Origin of the sequence: Peribacillus sp. V2I11 (genome assembly GCF_030817135.1) — a bacterium.
GTDB classification, from domain to species: Bacteria; Bacillota; Bacilli; order Bacillales; family DSM-1321; genus Peribacillus; species Peribacillus simplex.
In genome coordinates, this window is record NZ_JAUSYW010000001.1 from 4,817,986 (window position 1) to 4,835,455 (window position 17,470).

General features: G+C 33.7%; 13 protein-coding genes and 2 pseudogenes. 8 read left to right on the forward strand and 7 right to left on the reverse strand.

Features of this window, described 5'->3' with window-relative positions; genetic code table 11:
* The first annotated feature begins 123 nt into the window (after positions 1-123).
* The gene (locus QFZ73_RS23600) at positions 124-1,020 is read left to right on the forward strand and encodes a hypothetical protein (protein ID WP_307271357.1); all 897 of its coding nucleotides are present in this window, start codon (positions 124-126) and stop codon (positions 1,018-1,020) included.
* Between the two features lie 36 nt (positions 1,021-1,056).
* The gene (locus QFZ73_RS23605) at positions 1,057-1,959 is read left to right on the forward strand and encodes an NAD-dependent epimerase/dehydratase family protein (RefSeq protein ID WP_251438300.1); all 903 of its coding nucleotides are present in this window, start codon (positions 1,057-1,059) and stop codon (positions 1,957-1,959) included.
* A gap of 414 nt (positions 1,960-2,373) precedes the next feature.
* On the opposite strand, the gene QFZ73_RS23610 is transcribed toward QFZ73_RS23605, so the two are convergent.
* The 4 genes from QFZ73_RS23610 to rfbF form a co-directional block, all read right to left on the reverse strand.
* Positions 2,374-2,964, reverse strand: a complete 591-nt coding sequence (locus tag QFZ73_RS23610) for an FkbM family methyltransferase (protein WP_307271363.1) — start codon at positions 2,962-2,964, stop codon at positions 2,374-2,376.
* A gap of 69 nt (positions 2,965-3,033) precedes the next feature.
* Positions 3,034-4,158 carry a glycosyltransferase family 4 protein gene (locus tag QFZ73_RS23615; protein WP_307271367.1) on the reverse strand — a complete coding sequence of 375 codons (1,125 nt, stop codon included), beginning with the start codon at positions 4,156-4,158 and terminating at the stop codon, positions 3,034-3,036.
* Positions 4,159-4,204: 46 nt separating this feature from the next.
* On the reverse strand, positions 4,205-5,278 hold the full coding sequence (gene rfbG / locus QFZ73_RS23620) for a CDP-glucose 4,6-dehydratase (protein ID WP_307271369.1): 1,074 nt from the start codon (positions 5,276-5,278) through the stop codon (positions 4,205-4,207).
* 1 nt (position 5,279) lies between these two features.
* On the reverse strand, positions 5,280-6,047 hold the full coding sequence (gene rfbF / locus QFZ73_RS23625; RefSeq protein WP_251438296.1) for a glucose-1-phosphate cytidylyltransferase: 768 nt from the start codon (positions 6,045-6,047) through the stop codon (positions 5,280-5,282).
* Positions 6,048-7,839: 1,792 nt separating this feature from the next.
* On the opposite strand from rfbF, the gene QFZ73_RS23630 reads away from it, so the two are divergent.
* From QFZ73_RS23630 to QFZ73_RS23655, 6 genes and pseudogenes are all read left to right on the forward strand, one after another.
* Positions 7,840-7,983: a hypothetical protein gene (locus QFZ73_RS23630; protein WP_307271373.1), complete on the forward strand. Its 144-nt coding sequence runs from the start codon at positions 7,840-7,842 to the stop codon at positions 7,981-7,983.
* 534 nt (positions 7,984-8,517) lie between these two features.
* Positions 8,518-9,168: a class I SAM-dependent methyltransferase gene (locus QFZ73_RS23635; protein ID WP_307271376.1), complete on the forward strand. Its 651-nt coding sequence runs from the start codon at positions 8,518-8,520 to the stop codon at positions 9,166-9,168.
* Between the two features lie 1,310 nt (positions 9,169-10,478).
* A pseudogene (locus tag QFZ73_RS23640) lies at positions 10,479-11,218 on the forward strand (sulfite exporter TauE/SafE family protein); the annotation flags it as partial.
* A 120-nt stretch (positions 11,219-11,338) separates the two neighbouring features.
* Positions 11,339-11,950 carry an adenylyl-sulfate kinase gene (gene cysC / locus QFZ73_RS23645; RefSeq protein WP_307271381.1) on the forward strand — a complete coding sequence of 204 codons (612 nt, stop codon included), beginning with the start codon at positions 11,339-11,341 and terminating at the stop codon, positions 11,948-11,950.
* A 30-nt stretch (positions 11,951-11,980) separates the two neighbouring features.
* Positions 11,981-13,170 (forward strand): annotated as a pseudogene (sat, locus tag QFZ73_RS23650) (sulfate adenylyltransferase).
* Between the two features lie 85 nt (positions 13,171-13,255).
* Positions 13,256-14,539 (forward strand): glycosyltransferase family 2 protein, encoded by a 1,284-nt coding sequence (locus QFZ73_RS23655; RefSeq protein ID WP_307271384.1) that lies wholly within the window; start codon positions 13,256-13,258, stop codon positions 14,537-14,539.
* A gap of 15 nt (positions 14,540-14,554) precedes the next feature.
* On the opposite strand, the gene QFZ73_RS23660 is transcribed toward QFZ73_RS23655, so the two are convergent.
* The 3 genes from QFZ73_RS23660 to QFZ73_RS23670 all read right to left on the reverse strand — a co-directional run bounded on the left by QFZ73_RS23660 (position 14,555) and on the right by QFZ73_RS23670 (position 17,433).
* Positions 14,555-15,382 (reverse strand): glycosyltransferase family 2 protein, encoded by an 828-nt coding sequence (locus QFZ73_RS23660; RefSeq protein WP_251433910.1) that lies wholly within the window; start codon positions 15,380-15,382, stop codon positions 14,555-14,557.
* A 458-nt stretch (positions 15,383-15,840) separates the two neighbouring features.
* Complete coding sequence (locus tag QFZ73_RS23665) at positions 15,841-16,452, reverse strand: class I SAM-dependent methyltransferase (protein WP_251433907.1); 612 nt, start codon at positions 16,450-16,452, stop codon at positions 15,841-15,843.
* Between the two features lie 93 nt (positions 16,453-16,545).
* Positions 16,546-17,433, reverse strand: a complete 888-nt coding sequence (locus QFZ73_RS23670; RefSeq protein WP_373459030.1) for a glycosyltransferase family 2 protein — start codon at positions 17,431-17,433, stop codon at positions 16,546-16,548.
* Positions 17,434-17,470: the final 37 nt, after the last annotated feature.

Genomic DNA, 17,470 nt, shown 5'->3' on the forward strand with positions numbered 1-17,470 from the left:
TTTAAAATCCCCTAAAAGGGGGCGGTTTTTATGTGAACTTTTCACTGTCCTGAGCGGATGGGAAATCTTCAAATCTCATGAAGATATCAAACAATTTAATTATATTGAGGGGATAGGATAAATATGAATATGAGAAATATGCCTGTTATTATTATCCATAAAGGTGATAACGAATATATATCCTATAGTTTACAGCAATCAAAATTAAGTAATCTCAACTCAGATGTAATTCTAATAGGAACACCAGTAAATCAAAAGTATTGCCCTGATAACATAAAATATGTAGGAATTGAAGAATTTAATCTTAGTGCTTTGGAATTTTCAAAGACATTTCAAAAAATAGATAAGGCTTTTACTACTAATGAGAAAAATGAATGCTTTATTCCAGTAGATGAGTATAATCTGTTTTGTTATCAAAGATGGTTTATATTAAGAGATTTTATGAAGTCAAACAATATAAGTCAATGTTGTTACCTAGATTCAGATTGTATGCTATATACCGATATTAATAATCCAATATACAACTCAATCCAGGCAAATTGGATAGGGATATTTAATATTAACGAACTCAATAAATTCTGTTTATTCATTCAAAACTATTTTAGTGATAAGAGTTCGTTAGAGGATTTATTAAGATTTACAAGGGGCATTAAGCATCCATTTGTATCTGATATGGCTTTATTATGGCTGTTTAATCATTTTCCAGAACACAAACCAAAACTTGGCTATTTTAAGGATGCTTTTTTTGATCAAAACATACACGATCATAATATTTACTTTAGTGGTCAATCTCCTGAGCTAGAAATGTTAGAGGGTAAGAAGAAGATATACTTAATTAACGGGGCTTTATTTTGTAAAAATCTTTTAATAAATCAATATTCTAGAGTGAACTCTCTGCATTTCCAAGGGTTTGACGGGAAAGGATTTATGAAACAATTTTATTTACGAAATATAAACATTAATCAAAATAAAATAAATTATTTTGATTATTCGTCTTGTCAATGGCGGCCTACTGAATAGCTTAACAAATAATATTGTTAAAAGGGGAAAATGATTATGAGGGTATTAGTTACTGGAGCTACAGGTTTTTTAGGGAGTTTTCTTGTCAAAACTCTAGTAAAAGAAGGCTATGAAGTAATTATACTAAAACGCAGTTTTTCAAATAGTTACCGAATTGCCAAATTGACACCACATATTACAATGTATAATCTTGATGAAATAGATTTAGAGATCCCCTTTCAAGACTCTAGAAAAATAGATGCTGTCATTCATACAGCGACTTGTTATGGACGTAATAACGAAAGTATTAGGGAGATCGTAGAGGCAAATTTAATATTCCCTTTACAACTTCTTGAAATGGCTGTAAGTTATAAAACAAGACTTTTTATCAATACTGATACTTTTTCTAATATTAATTCAATAAGCAATTATCTTATAAATTATAATCTTTCGAAGAAGACTTTTCTTGAATGGGGAAAGGTTATTTCAATCAAAAAGAAAATTAATTTTATTAATGTAAAACTAGAACATTTATATGGACCTTTTGATGATCATAGTCAAAAGTTTGTACCTTATATTATTAATAGTTGTTTAAAAAACGTACCAGAGGTGTTATTAACACCTGGAGAACAAAAACGTGATTTTATTTATGTAGATGATGCGGTCTCTGCCTATCTCACTTTACTACAAAAAGGAATATCTAAGTCAACAAGCTTTTTTGAAGAATTTGAGTTAGGAACTGGTAAAGAAACCTCTATTCGTGAGTTTGTAGAACTTGCTCATAAAATAACCAAATCCAAGACAATATTAAAGTTTGGGAGCCTTCCTTATCGAGATGATGAAATTATGTTCTCTAAAGCAAATATCGAACCTTTAACATCGTTAGGCTGGTCTAGTAAGATCAAATTGATAGATGGCATTAAAGAAATAGTTAAACAAGTAGGAAGGGAAGTTAATTAACATTTGAGAGATACTAGTGTGCATAAAGAAATGGACAGTACGCATTTAAAAGTAACTATTGATGTATCTATTTAATAAAATATAATCTCTTTTTTTTATGATTAATATCTGTATATTCGGGAATATGCAAAAAATAAATGTTGCCTAGATTGAAAATTGCCGTCATTCTTACCAATTCGATTCCCACTTTTCTGTTCTACTGTCCATTTTGTTCTATCCATAAAAAAATCCCTCCTGTGTAAAACAAAACAGGATCATTTTGCTTTTCTACACAATAGGGATAATAACAATAATCATCTGGTGTTTCATGGAGTCATTATCATCAATTACATTAGCTGTTGATGGAGATTTTACAAGATGTTATTTATAAGTAACTAATACCTTTATACGTAGATTAATGATTTAGGAAAATTTTTATATCCAATTTAAAAAAATATTTGTAATATTCCTTTCTCTTATCAATTCTTTTAAATTTTCAGCTGCAGATTTCATCTCTGGAATCAGCCATTCATGAGTCTCAACCACAATCGTTTCTATATTCTCATGTAAATTTAAATCAATCATCTTTCTCAACACATCAAATTCAGCCCCTTCAATATCCAACTTTACTAATTTAATTTTCTTATCTATATTGTTTAAAAATTCTGTAAAATCAACAGCTTCTATTTCTATAGAATCTTTTTGATCAATATATGGATTATATGAAATAATTGAAGACCCTACACAATTTTCGATAGGATATTGGCTTGCTCCTTTTTCAAAATATAGAAAAATTTTATCGTTTTTATGCCAAACTGCTTGATTAAAACAAATAACATTAGGATAATTCAAAAATCTATTTTTCAATTTTTCAAAAGCAAAGGGATTGGGTTCAAAAGCATAAACAAGCGCCCCTTTTTCCGCCATTTTTTCTGTGACATTCCCCACATGTGCACCACAATCTATAGAAATAGTTCCATTGGTGAGATCTGAAAATAACTCACTGCTATCAGCAGACAATTTCATTAAACATTACCTCCTAATTTCATTTCTTAAAATAAAGCAAGTATGATCTTAATTCAAATAGTTAACTTTTTAAATTGATAAATTAATTTTTAAAACTTTTGCAATTTCATCGATTGAATAATTTTTGTTAATCTCCTCTTTAGCCTTTTGTCCTAATTCATATCCTTTTTCTTGATTTTCAAACGCAAACCTTAATGCCTTTCTTACATTTTCTTCAGAAACCTTAGCCCATTTATGACCTGAATATAATAAAGGTCTTGATATTTCGAGGTATTTATCTACTGGCTCAAGTTCGTCTAAAGGTTGAATAAGAATAGCATTATTTTCATTCGTAAATTCTGTTGATCCACTCCAATTTATTGTTATTACAGGCTTTCCCATGACCATCATTTCCATTTGGGGCATACCCCATCCACATGCCCTGTCAGTAGATACATAACAAGAACAACTTGAATATAGAGATAGTAGTTCATCTCTAGGTAACTTATTGCTAATGATGTGAATACTTGGAAGATTATTTCTTATAGGTATATATGATCGAATTATTTTTTCGATTTCAATTTTTTCATCATATGCGTATACCTTTAAAGTAAGAGAAACATCATCTTTACTAGTGAATTCTTCACAGTAGCTCTTTATCAACAAGTCTATTCCTTTTCTATAATCAAATTGAAAGGTATATAAAAAAGAAAATGATTTGGCCTTCTTTGGAAATGAGTAAGAATTAATTACATGATTAAGATTTTCTGTATCTATACCATAAGGAATAATTCTAATTCTTGATTCATTAACTCCCGATTGAGTAAAAGTCTTATAATTAAATTTTGAAGGAACCCAAATTTCATCCATTTGATTGCACAATCCTACCCAATGAGTTGGGATGCGATCTGTTTCAAAAATAGTTACTCCAATTTTTTTTCGGAAATTATAAAGGTCTTTATAAGTTGAAAAAATTTCTGGGGTACTATGAATAATTAAAAAAGGATCTGAGCCCAACTGATTAATCGGACGGTTAATACTCTGTATAAATTCCAAATCATCTTTTCCAATTTCCTCGTGCACGGCACCAATAATATGAATATGGACCGGAATTTCTAATTTTTTTAACATTCTTAGATAATTTCTACTAACATTTCCATATCCTCCAATATCATAGACATGACCTACCCAAACAATTCCAGTAGGAAGCGACATTCTATCACACCTTTTAGTCTAATTTATATTTGATATTAATAGGGTTTCAAATTCGCTTTAATTTTTGGAAGTCATTAATCTGCTTTAAAGTGAATTTGTTCATATTTTCACCTACTTCATAGTTTTTGTACCATTGAACTGCCCAATCTATAGATTCTTTTGTCGATAATTTGGGTTTCCATCCAAGCCTTTGAAAAGCATTAGAACTATTAAGCTTTAAAAATGGTGATTCATGTGGATGATCATTATTGTCATAATTAATCTCAATCTGTTTGTCCCATAATTTCATGGTTATATTCACTACCTCATCTACGCTGATGTCCTTTTCTGCAATTGGTCCAAAATTCCAGCCATCACTATACTGTGAATCATTCCATAGTTTTTCTGCAAGGAGCAAATATCCATTTAACGGTTCGAGGACATGTTGCCATGGGCGAACGGCATTTGGATTTCTTATATTTAATTCTTTTCCATAGAGAAAAGCTTTCATCATATCAGTAAACAAGCGGCCTTCTGCCCAGTCTCCACCCCCAATTACATTTCCGGCTCTTGCTGAAGCCAATCTAATATCGGAATGGCATTTTAAATTAAAAAAAGATTTTCGATAAGACTCTGTAACAAGCTCGGCACATGCTTTACTTGCACTGTATGGGTCGTGTCCTCCCAACCGATCATTTTCACAAAAAGATCTTGGGTCTTTATCATTGTTTTGATAACATTTGTCACTTGTTATGTTTATAACAACCCGTGCACTCGCTGTCTTCCTTACCGCTTCCAAAACATGAACTGTACCGATAACATTAGTGTGAAATGTCTCAATAGGATATTGGTAAGATGTTCTGACGAGTGGTTGTGCAGCCATATGAAAAATAATTTGGGGTTGATAAGTGGTCATTGTTTCCTGAAGTTGTGAATAATTGTTAATATCGCCATAATACGAAAGACATTCTCTTGACGTTTCGGTAATTTCGTATAAATTTGGACTTGAAGGAGGATCTAGAGAGTATCCAATTACTTCAGCTCCAAGGGAAGCAAGCCAAAGCGTGAGCCAAGTCCCTTTAAACCCTGTATGTCCAGTGATCAGTACCTTTTTTCCATTCCAAAATTCTTTATTTACCATATCACCACACCTTCCATGGAGCTTTTTCTTCTTTCCACATTTCCTCTAGTTTCATTCGATCCCTTAACGTATCCATCGGTTGCCAAAACCCTCTGTGTTGATAGGCGACTAATTCATTATTCTTAGCTAATGTTTCAATTGGTTCCTTTTCCCACATTACTTCGTCTCCTTCGATAAAGCTAATTATTTCAGGTTGCAATACAAAAAATCCTCCATTTATCCAATTTCCATTCCATTGGGGTTTTTCTTTAAATTCTACTACTTGATTATTCGAAATACTTAATTCCCCAAATCGTCCTGGTGGATGGACTGTAGTCACTGTAGCCAACTTTCCATGCTTTTTATGAAATTGTAAGAGTTCTCGGATATTTACGTTGCTAACCCCATCGCCATATGTGAAGCAAAAAGTTCCCTCCCCAATATATTGCGTTACCCTTTTTAGTCGTCCACCAGTCATTGTCTCTTCCCCTGTATCAACAAGTGTCACTTTCCATGGCTCGGCACTATTTTGATGAATAATCATTTCGTTCTTACTCATATCAAATGTAACATCAGACATATGCAAAAAATAATTGGCGAAATATTCCTTTATTACATAACCTTTATATCCTAAACAGATAATAAAATCATTAATCCCATGATGTGAGTATATTTTCATAATATGCCAGAGTATCGGTTTCCCACCGATTTCAACCATTGGCTTAGGCTTAAGATGTGTTTCTTCACTAATTCTTGTTCCAAGCCCTCCAGCCAGAATTACTGCTTTCATCCTCTCACCCTTCCCGGTAAAAAAGCTCTATATTCAATTATCATTTCTGGTATCTTATGCGATATGACAAAGAGTGTTAAAGAATCGAATTCTTACTATCGGAAATTTATTGTAATTAAAGCCCTTAGAAGAGTCAGTCCCAGTAAATCTTTTTTTCATTCAGTTTTTGGGGTTATTACAACTAAGTACCAAATAAATGAGCATTATTGGTTTTTAGTCAACTCAATAATCGTGTATAGAGTTTATAGAGTTCGCAAAAGCGGCTAATGTGAAAGAAAAGTCTCTCTGCCAAGTCCGGGACTGGGGTCTTAAGCTTTTATAATCATATGTCTGGGTAGGTGAAGAGCAGGCTTTCATTCGTAATTACTTATAAGGTATGTCGCAAATCATTAAAAGTTACAGGCAATACAATCAAATCATAAACCAGGTATTTGTATATTTGTTAATAAAACTTTGATTATAATTACCATCTGAAAATTTATAAATTTAAAAATGTAGTTTGAAGAATTTCTCTGAAGCTTGGAAATGGAATTAAAATGATTCTCCTTACATTTTGTTGAATTCCTAAATAGCGAGTTATCTAAATTGAATAATAATTTTTCAGAAATCTAATAGACCGACAGGTATAGATCTTTTTTGTAAAGTAAATAAAAGATTGCTCTTCCATACATATTCCTTTTAATTATTTTTAACCCATTAACATGTCCTTCTACAAGTCAATTACTCCAAGAATACAATGGTGCATTCTTGACAGCTGACCATTCAGATTGCAGGTAATGAACAAACTGCTGTAAGTTCACCAGTCCCGGCTATGTATTATAGAATCCACAGTTTGGCAGGAATGACAGCGGTTACAGAGTTGATCAGATCGAAAGTACAAATTCATTACCGTTTTAGTAGTGGCACATGTAAAGAATACCCATGTTTTTAGTGTTTGAAAATCCATTTTCAACGCTTCCAAGGTAATGATGTACTCTATAATTACACCAAAAGGACATCACCAAAATGTCGGAAGAACCATTTTATCACCGGTGATTACACCAGGCGTGTCAGCGGCAATTGATAGCTTGAATAAAAAGAAAAGAATTAAATATGTTTAATAGAGAATGGCTTTTTGTGTTTTCAATTTTATAGGGAAGTTATCTTTAAATGATTTAATGTGGGGTAAAAGCTACTATAATAGATAAAATAATCAAATATGACTTTTTAGGAATAAATTTCTCAAAATGGACTATTTAAAATCCGCAAAAAGTATTACCATTTTTAAATATTTAAACATAATATAGCTTATTAGTATATCTAAGAGGTGTCTAAAAATGACTAACTCTTCAACCAATGCAATTTAATTTTTTGGACCTGAGAGTAGCGGAACACGGTTAGTTACAAGAATTCTTATTAAAGCAGGATGCCTTGGAAGTGATGAACATATTCAGTAATGGGATGACGCTGAATTTCCTCCACCTGAACAACCAATTGTTTTTAGAAGAAGTGTTCCGCATGGAGGAAAATGGCCTTATATTCAACAGTATATTGAACAACTGTGTCAAAAGGGCTATTATGTTCAGGCAGTAGTTACTGCAAGAGATTGGCATGCTGCATGTAAGTATCAGTGCATAATCACCATGTCAAAAATGAGGATGAAGGATATAAGAATCTAAAAAAAGTTTATCCATATGTTTTTAATACATTGGATCAGTTTCAAGTACTTTAACATTTACGTTGACAAATATTAAATCATACTTGACCTGACTCAATAAATTTTTTTAGAAATGAACATGTGGGATGGATTAAATTGAAAATATCAATTATTGGACCTTCATTTGATGCATGGGGTTATGCACAGGCACTTCGTTCAATTGCTTTTGGGCTTCTTGACAAAGGTTATACTGTAAGGATTATACCTAGGACTGGAGTCAATTGGAATGCGGGTACCTGATTCACAAAAACAACGTCTTCTTTCTATTTGTTGAAAGGAATGTTCTGCCGGAAGGACCAATTCTTCAAATTAACATTGCTCAAGAGTTTAACATCATTCCTGGAAAAAAATTGGGTTAACGATGCTTGAATCTGATTGCATCCCACAACAGTGGGTAGAAAAATGCAATTAAATGGATCAAGTATGGGTACCTTCCCAATTTAACAAAGAAGTGGGGTACTTCATAAAAAAATCAAAGTGAGCCCAATTGGAGTGGATTCCAAACAATTTCATCCAGGTGCCATAAAGATGATATACCTGGCCTTGAAGTGCGTTTTGTACCAAATTTTGAATGGGTACCCCGTAAAGGGCATGACTTATTAATAAAAGCTTTTCTGGAGAAATAAGTGATTTTAAAATTTAAAGATTGTTAATTCACTATGATTATATAACTATAGCTAACCATTTTTTACACATCCTAATATTAGTGTTAAATAAAAACATAATATACAGTGGTCCGATACCATCTGAAATTTATTCATAGGAGTGAAAATCTTGAATGAAAATGAATTAATTAATTATTGGAGAAAAAATTTAACGTTGCCTAATGATTTGACAAAAGATGAAATTCTGAATTTTTGGACTATTGGAGATAAACCATATACTGTAAGAGTAGAGAACGTAAAAAAATACTCTGAAATATTTAAATTACGTACCTTAATAGAAACAGGAACTTACTATGGAGAAATGGTTCAAGTGATGATAAACCAATTTGACAAAATCATCTCTGTAGAATTGGACGAAAAATTATTTAATGCTGCAGCAGCAAAATTTTCTGATTCACCTCATGTGACTATCGTTCACGGTGATAGCGGGAAAGTGCTACCAAAAATACTTGAGAATATTTCAGTACCATGTCTATTCTGGTTAGACGGACACTATATTCCAGGTACAAATGATACTGCAAGAGGAGACCTTGATACTCCGATTATGCAAGAATTAGATTATATTTTGACTCATCCAATTAAGGAACATGTAATTCTTATAGATGACGCACGTTGTTTTATCGGACCTAATCCGGTATTAAATGATTATCCTACTATTCAAGAATTAGAAAACTATATAAATAATAAACGTCCAGATTTATTTTTTGAAGTTAAAGACGATATCATACGAATTCACAAACATGAATTATTCATAGATTGATTTTTCTTATAGGATTTTTGCGATTAATTGCAAAATTGTAGCTTTTTTTTGAGGCCTGATTTCATTTTTAAAATATCCCTAACCTTAATTTGAAAAGCTCACCTGAATAATATTAATTAACATTTACTTGTATCTAATTAATATATTGAAAATTGACATTTTTATTGTTTACAGTACCGGAAGATGGGGAGTCAATTAATGTTTGCCAAAATACCTAGAACATCTTCTGATAGGCAGGTGCTATGTAATTTGTCAGATTTGTGGCGGGAGGAATTTAAGGTCTGGTACAGCTATTTTTATCAGTTGAATTCTTTCCGTTTCAATCCGGTTTTTTCTTCATTTTCTTTGGAGAGTAAAGACCAATTAACCATTTTTAAATTTTGCTAAATATTTGAATATTCATTGTGTTTGTATTGGAATCATCAGTGCTACCTAGCTGATCAAACGCTAAACCATTTTTATCCTCATTAATGAATTCCCCATTGTTCCTAGTTAGAACTTAATAAACATTCTTAGGGATAGGTTAGGATTGTCAGATAAAAGTATAGGGAAATAATTGCTCACCTTCTGGCTTTACCATCTTCACTACGATCCTTCGAGAATGGTTCCATTTGGTACATGTATTCAAATTCTTTGTAAAACAAATGTGTAGCAGTAGGTAGGTCATAAAATTGAGGGATGGCAAAATCACAATTACCACTGGTTACAATCCTTATCCAAAGGAACTTTATTCTATAACGAGAAATCGCTAGTCCCACAAAAAACACGAATACTCAACGAGGGTATAAACGGTTCCATCACGAAGCCTATTTTAAGGAAACTGTGAGGGCCATAACATCAAAAGAGGATAAAAACCATTGGTTTGATAATAGGCATAATATTCGATCCATATTGCTTTCCACAAGTTGAAAGTTAGCAAATGGACTTAAAAGGCTAAAGTCTAATCCTTCGGTTCATCAGCGGAATCATAGGAATAATAACCTATGATGTGCTTAACCTTTCTGACTGACGACCCCTTAAGGCTCTTTTTTAACTTTTTAAGTGAAAAGAAAAAAATAATGGATACATGATTTTTGTGGAAATATGAAAGCTACAAAATTATAAGGGTTTTACTGAATAATTTTTTGGGATTTACGCTAATTATTTAATGTATATTGTTGTAGAGGTATCAAGAAATCCAAGATTCTTATTTATATATTTATTAACAGTTTGGCTATTATATTTTGAGTTCAATATTATTTAAGACTCATTTTAGTTTTTCCCCAACAAAGCGCATACAAAAAAGAGAGAAGTTGTACGGAGGTTCAATCTTGATTAAACTCAATATTTTTGCATTTATCGGTTTTTTGGCTCAGCTAATTGATGGATCCTTAGGTATGGCGTATGGGGTTACTTCTACATCGATGTTGTTGACCTTTGGAATGGCCCCTGCTGTCGCTTCGGCATCAGTACATTTGGCCGAAGTAGTAACCACTGCTGCATCTGGTGTTTCTCATATGAAATTCGGAAACGTGGATTAGCAAGCTCTTTTTAAATTAACCATCCCCGGATCTATTGGGGCATTTGCAGGAGCTTGCTTTTAGAGCAATTTACATGGTGATATAGTAAAACCATATATTTCTTTTTTTCTATTGATTCTTGGTGTATATGTACTTTTTCGCTTTATGTTGTTGAATCCTGTCGATGAAAAAAATCGATCTACTTAGGAGCGATTGCCGAATTTGCAGATGCAACGGGCGGGGGTGGATGGGGGCCCATTACAACTCCGGTCCTTTTATCTCAAAATAGGGTTGCTGCTAGAAAAGTAGTTGGTACAGTGGATACAAGTGAGTTTGCTATTGCTGTTTCTGCAAGTTTGGGGTTTCTAATTGCATTAGGTTGGCAGGAAGTGAACTGGTTTTGGGTAATCGCACTTATGGCAGGGGGAATTATTGCTGCACCCATTGCTGCATGGATCGTAACAAAATTGCCTTCTTATTTATTGGGAGTCCTTGTTGGGGGATTTATTATATTGACGAATGCTCGAACCTTGATGAACACTTGGTCTATCATGATTATTGGTCTCCCGTTAGTTATTTGCGCTTATTTTAATTGGTTGGTCAGTTTCATTAGCCATGGCCATCCGGAAAAATAAAAAAGTGTTTCACAATAAAAATATAGGGGAGATTACATGGGTCAACAGGAGAATATCTATCATCATTCTTTTTCCGTTACAAAAGAGCTCAGGCAAGCTTTACATGGACATAAAAGCTATATTCTTTGGTTTACGGGTTTATCAGGTTCAGGTAAGTCTACAATCGCGAATATGGTTGAGGGAAGACTGCATAAGAAGGGGATCTCAACATACATTTTAGATGGTGATAATTTACGGAAAGGATTAAATGAAGACCTGGGTTTTAGTTCTGAAGATCGCGAGGAAAATATACGCCGAATAGGGGAAGTTGCCAAAATATTTGTCGATAGCGGGATTGTGGTATTAGCCACGTTTATTTCGCCTTATGCTAGTGACCGTGATGATGTCAGAAAAAAGGTTCATGAGGGTGAGTTTCTTGAGATTTATGTCAAGTGTCCTCTAGAAGCCTGTGAAAAACGAGATCCCAAAGGATTATATAAGAAGGCTAGAATAGGAGAAGTCACTCATTTCACGGGGATTTCGGCTCCTTATGAAGAACCGGTAAACCCTGAAATAATTATTGAAACCAGTCAATATTCTATTGAAGAATGTGTGCTTCAGATTATTGACTTTTTAAAGGATAATGAGCATTTAGGAATTGATAATTAAAACAGAATAAGCGACTGTAGAACATACCAAATGATTGAGGTGTTATATGTGGATGTTCAAAGAACCATAATTGAGCCACATGGCGGCAAGCTGATTAATCATGAATTAATAGGAATTCCTCGTGAAGAATATTTGGATATGTGTCAATCCCTTTCGTCCCTAATTATCTTAAAATGGAACATTTCGGATATGGAAATGATTTCCTGCGGAGGGTTTAGTCCACTTATTGGATTTATGGGGAAAGAAGATTACAAGAGCGTCTTGAAAAATATGCATCTAGCAAATGGATTACCATGGACGATACCGATTACTCTTCCTGTAACAAAGGAAGATGCGAATCGTTTAAATGTGGGCGATGAAATTGCTGTATACAGCAGTGAGGGGGAACTGTCCGGGATCATTCAGGTAGAGGATATGTTCGAATACGATAAACAGGAAGAAGCCCGTCTCGTTTAAAAAACAATAGATTCTAACCACCCTGGGGTCAAAAAGTTATTTGAGCAAGGGGACATGTATATTGCTGGACCTATTTTTCTAGTAAATAGGCCTTCACATAAACCGTTTGAAGAATTTTATATGAGTCCAAACGAAACTAGAAAAATGTTCAACGACTTAGGTTGGAGTACTGTGGTCGGCTTTCAAACTAGAAATCCGGTGCATCGAGCCAATGAATACTTGCAAAAAACAGCATTAGAAACGGTTGATGGGCTTTTGTTGAATCCTCTTGTGGGTGAAACTAAAGAGGATGATATACCTGCAGATGTTCGGATGGAAAGCTATCAAATCTTATTAAAATATTACTATCCATTGGACCGAGTCCGACTTGCCATTTATCCAGCGGCTATGCGCTATGCAGGTCCCAGGGAAGCGGTCTTTCATGCGCTTGTTCGAAAGAATTATGGTTGTACACACTTTATTGTCGGCCGTGATCATGCTGGGGTAGGAAATTATTATGGAACGTACGATGCACAATAAATTTTTAGCCAGTTTGACCCTAAGAAAATAGGTATTAAACCATTGTTTTTTAACATAGCTTTTACTGTAAAAAGTGTATGAATATGGCTTCATTGAAGACATGCCCTCATTCTGCTGACGATAGGTTCATTTTAAGTGGAACGAAAGTCAGGGCAATGCTTCATGATGGTCTTACTCCACCACCGGAATTTACTCGCCCTGAGGTGGCAGAAGTACTTATTAGGGGCATGAACCAAAAAAGGTAAGGGTAACCAAAGGGCGTAATAACTACTATTGAAAATGTAAAATAAGTAGGTCGTAAATCAATTCCATATATGTGGAGGAAATCATATGACTCAAATTATATCAATCATTTTAACTAGTTATAACAAACCCCATACAATTGGGAAAGCCATAGAAAGTGTTCTCGATCAAACTTATAAGAATTGGGAACTTTTCATTATGGACGATAACTCCAATGAAGAAACAGTAAAAATCATAAAGCAATATATAAATAAGCCAAGAATACATTATTTTAACAGTAACATTCAAGACAGTGAAAGATACAAAACAACAAGGTATGCAACATTAATTAATGAAGCGATTCCTAAGACAAGAGGAAAGTATCTTACTTATCTAACGGATGACAATTCATTTTTACCTTCACGCTTTGAAACGATGGTAAAAGTACTGAATCAAAATTCTTTTATAGAAATCGTATATTCACAGCAATTGGTGAAAACCATTAACGAATATGGAATAGTTGAACAGGAAAAAGTTCGAAAAACATATGGAGTATTAAAGAACCCTGTGGGGTGGGTTGATCATTGTTCAATCATGCATACTCGAAACCTTGCAGAAAGAATATTCAATGAATTTGGAAGCTACTGGAATGATGATCAAGCATACTGGTATAATGGTGATGCAGCTTTTTGGAGTCGTTTAACTAAATATAAACCATTTCATCCTATTCCGGAAATTTTAGATATCGCGATTAAAGATGATAAATCATTCCAGAGGCTATATACTCATTTGCCAAAGAGCATACCAACCGGAACTCTTGTGAGAGGGCCTTCTTCTGAGACTTATATTATTGAAAATCAAGTACGGAGAAAGGTTTCCCAAGAAGTGTTTATAAAATTAAAATATGATCCTAGTATGGTTGTGAAGATTCCGGATCCATTTCTTTTCAAATATAAAGAGGGAACACCAGTCGACAGTCAGGTATTTATAAACTTTTTGCTTTTTCCTAATCAAAGACTTGTAAAGGCGCAAAATCACCCAGCTGTATATTATCTACAAAATAATCATAAGCACCTCATTAAAAACGAAAAAACATTCAGTGATTTTAATTTTAGGTGGGATAAGATAATATCCACTGAAGAACATTTATTAGCCCAATTACCAGATGGTTTGCCTATTGAGGAATTATCCGAAAGCACCCCTATTTTGCCGGATGGCACCCTATTTAAGCATGAAAACTATTACATTAGCCTGCAGAATTGTTTACATCCTATAGAAAAACAGGTAGCGATGAAGCTAAAGCTTCCGGTTACGAATCCAGTTAAAATGGACCATTCGTTGTTATCTAAATTTAAAACAGGAGAGCCTTTTGAGTGGAAGATTCTTTTTTGAAAATATAAAAGCCCTTCAAAAGGGAATATAATGATGTTCCCGATTGAAAGGCTTTTCGCGTTCCACAGTTTCTTTAATCTCTTTAAGATCACTCATCCTCCATTTAAGAAGGAACTTTTTTTGGCTGTTTAGGATGATTTTATTCTGCAATGCTCTATTTAACCTAAAACTACTACTGCCATAATGATGAATAAAAACATCATTTGCTACCCATAGTTCCCTATTAGAAATTTGAGCTCTTATACTGAAATCTGCATCTTCAAAATATCCAGGAGAAAAGCGTTCATCAAGACCCCCAATCATATCAATCAAACTTCTTTTAAAAATCATACAAAGGCCGCTTAAGTAATCCACTTCATAGCCTTGCTGATCATGCTTTTGTGTCCATTCATTAGCGAATTTTTGCATTTGATCCATAGTCTTGTAGGGAGTTGGAATAATTGCTTGATGTGAGACGACATTATTTGATCTGGGCCCAACGATGCCAATGGAAGGATTTTTATTGAGTTGCCAAAGTAGCCGGCATAACCATTCGTTTGTAACAACAGTATCATTGTTTAGAAGGACAATATTTTCTCCTCTTGCAATAGTAATGCCCTGATTGCATCCGCCGGAAAATCCTTTATTTTTTTTATTTGCAATTACCTTGGAGTTAGGAAGCGTTTTAAGAAATTCAACGGTCCCATCCGTAGACCCATTGTCAATTAAGATCAATTCAAAGTTTTCCCTGGTGTGTCGAAATATGCTCGATATGCATTCCTTTGTAAAAGCAAGACCATTTCGGGTTAGAATGATAATGGAGGTTAGTGGTGATGTATCAGGTGGATATTTATTACGCTTCAATTTTTTACCTCCTACCTAGCAGCCCCTCATATAGGCTATTGTTAACAAAGGGCTAGATGTAATTTAGATGATCAAAACTACAAACCAGCGTTATTTGTTGGATACCAAATGGTCGAAAGAACTATACCAAGGTCTGAAATTTATGGGGAAAGAGTAATTAGCGTCAACTTTGGGGTATGGTCAATTATTCTTGTTGAATTTACCATTTTATTACTATTGTTTTTAACTGCAATATGTTTATGGGAATATAGGTCCGGATAAATCAGCGAAGAATTGTGAACTGTATGACTAATAGAAAAACTTTATTGATAATAACATTATATTCATTATAATCATAATCATGATCATGATGCTTCATGATACCCAACAAACGTAGGAATAAGCTTATGTTAACTATAGCTCCGAAATGCGAGTATCTAGAGGTAAATCAATTTTTTATTTGCCGCATTTATTCTATTTTATAAATTGATTAGATTTAAATCCCATAAGGCTAGTGATTTATCCGAATATTTCATTTTTCCTTCCGTACAATTTTCATTAATAACCAAGATAGGTTTGGGAAAGTTGAATGGCTCGATCTCTAGATTAAGAGGGCGCCAGCTTCCTGTCCTTATTTCATGATTACGCGTAAGGTTAGTAAATGTAGTCGTTAATAAATACCTCGACTGGCTTGCTTTAAAATTGTTTAAAGCTAAATGAATATCAGAAAAACTAAAGTGTACAAGACAATCTCGACAGAGAATTAAATCACCTGTAGGTAGACGATCTTTTGTAATGTCCATATGAAAAAACTGCACATTGTTTAATGGATATTTTTTTTTATTTCTTTTTATTATCTCATCGACGATATCAATTCCAATATATAATTCTGTACTTTTGTATACTTCCTTCATCCAATTAAAATCACCACATGGTGCATCTATCATTTTTTTTATCTGAAGTTGTTTTATTATGCTTGGTAATTCCTGAATGAGTGTTTTGGTTTGAGTAAGTGATGAACCCGTACCAGAGACAGACTCAGAGTTTCCCCACATGTTTTTCTTATAAATATTTGTAAATAGCTCTTTCATTTACATTCTCACCTTTCGTCATTTTGATTTATTTAGAAAGGAATTATAAAAACGACATGGCTCTCTCTAGGGAGATAGGGCGCTCTGTAAAATCTAGAAATCTATATTAAATTTGGCAAAGTACCAATCATCATCATATTTTCGTTTTTGAAAGTAGGCCCGTCGCTGCTTTTTAACTCCATCAAGGAGCACTTGGGATTCAATGGGGTTTGCTTTTACATGGATCATGAGTTTTTTGCACTTTTGTATGCGTTGAGTATTAAAATGAGAGTAGGCCATCCTTAATAAATTATAATAAACTTCATCATAGCTAACTTCATAGGGGTGAGTTTTTCTGAATAAATGGATTATCTTTACATTAGGCAGAACGTGGCAGCGAAATCCAAACAGCCATAGCTTAATAGAAAGCTCTACATCTTCATGTCCCCAAGTTTTGAATCCCGTTTCAAATCCGCCCACATATTCAAACACTTTTTTTGAGATAATAAAACATCCTCCGGGTAATACGGCAGTTTCAAAGAGGCCTTTTTGTTTAGAGTTCCATTTAATTCTAAGGTTTGACTTTAAGGTCTGACCATAGCCAATGAAATCGGAATTGCCAAACGAAGCGATTGCCGGGGTTACTGCATCTGATTTTCCTGTAAGCAGGGGTTCTACAATATGATCGATCCACAAATCTTCAAACTGTAAATGAGCATCGCAAAAAATCAGGAATTCTCCAGAAGCTTTTGTTGCTCCTAAATTTCGTGCGTTAGCAGCTCCAATTCCTTCTGTTTGAAAAAGTTTAACTTGGTTTGCGTGTTTATAGGTATTAAGAAAATCGCAGCAATTATCTGATGATCCATCGTTTATAATTATCACTTCGAAGGAATAATGTGTTTCAACTGAAAATAATGAATCAAGAGTGTTTTTCACATTTTCCCCTTCATTTTTGGCTGGAAAAATTATTGAAATTAAAGGATGAGTTTTCACTTCATTTATCTCTCCTTTTGTAACGAATTTTTCATTATTAAGAAAA

Excerpts from the sequence above, each read along its gene's own strand:
- QFZ73_RS23665 (WP_251433907.1), bottom strand. The coding sequence starts at position 16,452 with ATGAAAGAGCTATTTACAAATATTTATAAGAAAAACATGTGGGGAAAC.
- QFZ73_RS23610 (WP_307271363.1), bottom strand. The coding sequence starts at position 2,964 with ATGAAATTGTCTGCTGATAGCAGTGAGTTATTTTCAGATCTCACCAAT.
- QFZ73_RS23615 (WP_307271367.1), bottom strand. The coding sequence starts at position 4,158 with ATGTCGCTTCCTACTGGAATTGTTTGGGTAGGTCATGTCTATGATATT.
- QFZ73_RS23655 (WP_307271384.1), top strand. The coding sequence starts at position 13,256 with ATGACTCAAATTATATCAATCATTTTAACTAGTTATAACAAACCCCAT.
- QFZ73_RS23600 (WP_307271357.1), top strand. The coding sequence starts at position 124 with ATGAATATGAGAAATATGCCTGTTATTATTATCCATAAAGGTGATAAC.
- rfbG (WP_307271369.1), bottom strand. The coding sequence starts at position 5,278 with ATGGTAAATAAAGAATTTTGGAATGGAAAAAAGGTACTGATCACTGGA.
- rfbF (WP_251438296.1), bottom strand. The coding sequence starts at position 6,047 with ATGAAAGCAGTAATTCTGGCTGGAGGGCTTGGAACAAGAATTAGTGAA.
- QFZ73_RS23605 (WP_251438300.1), top strand. The coding sequence starts at position 1,057 with ATGAGGGTATTAGTTACTGGAGCTACAGGTTTTTTAGGGAGTTTTCTT.
- cysC (WP_307271381.1), top strand. The coding sequence starts at position 11,339 with ATGGGTCAACAGGAGAATATCTATCATCATTCTTTTTCCGTTACAAAA.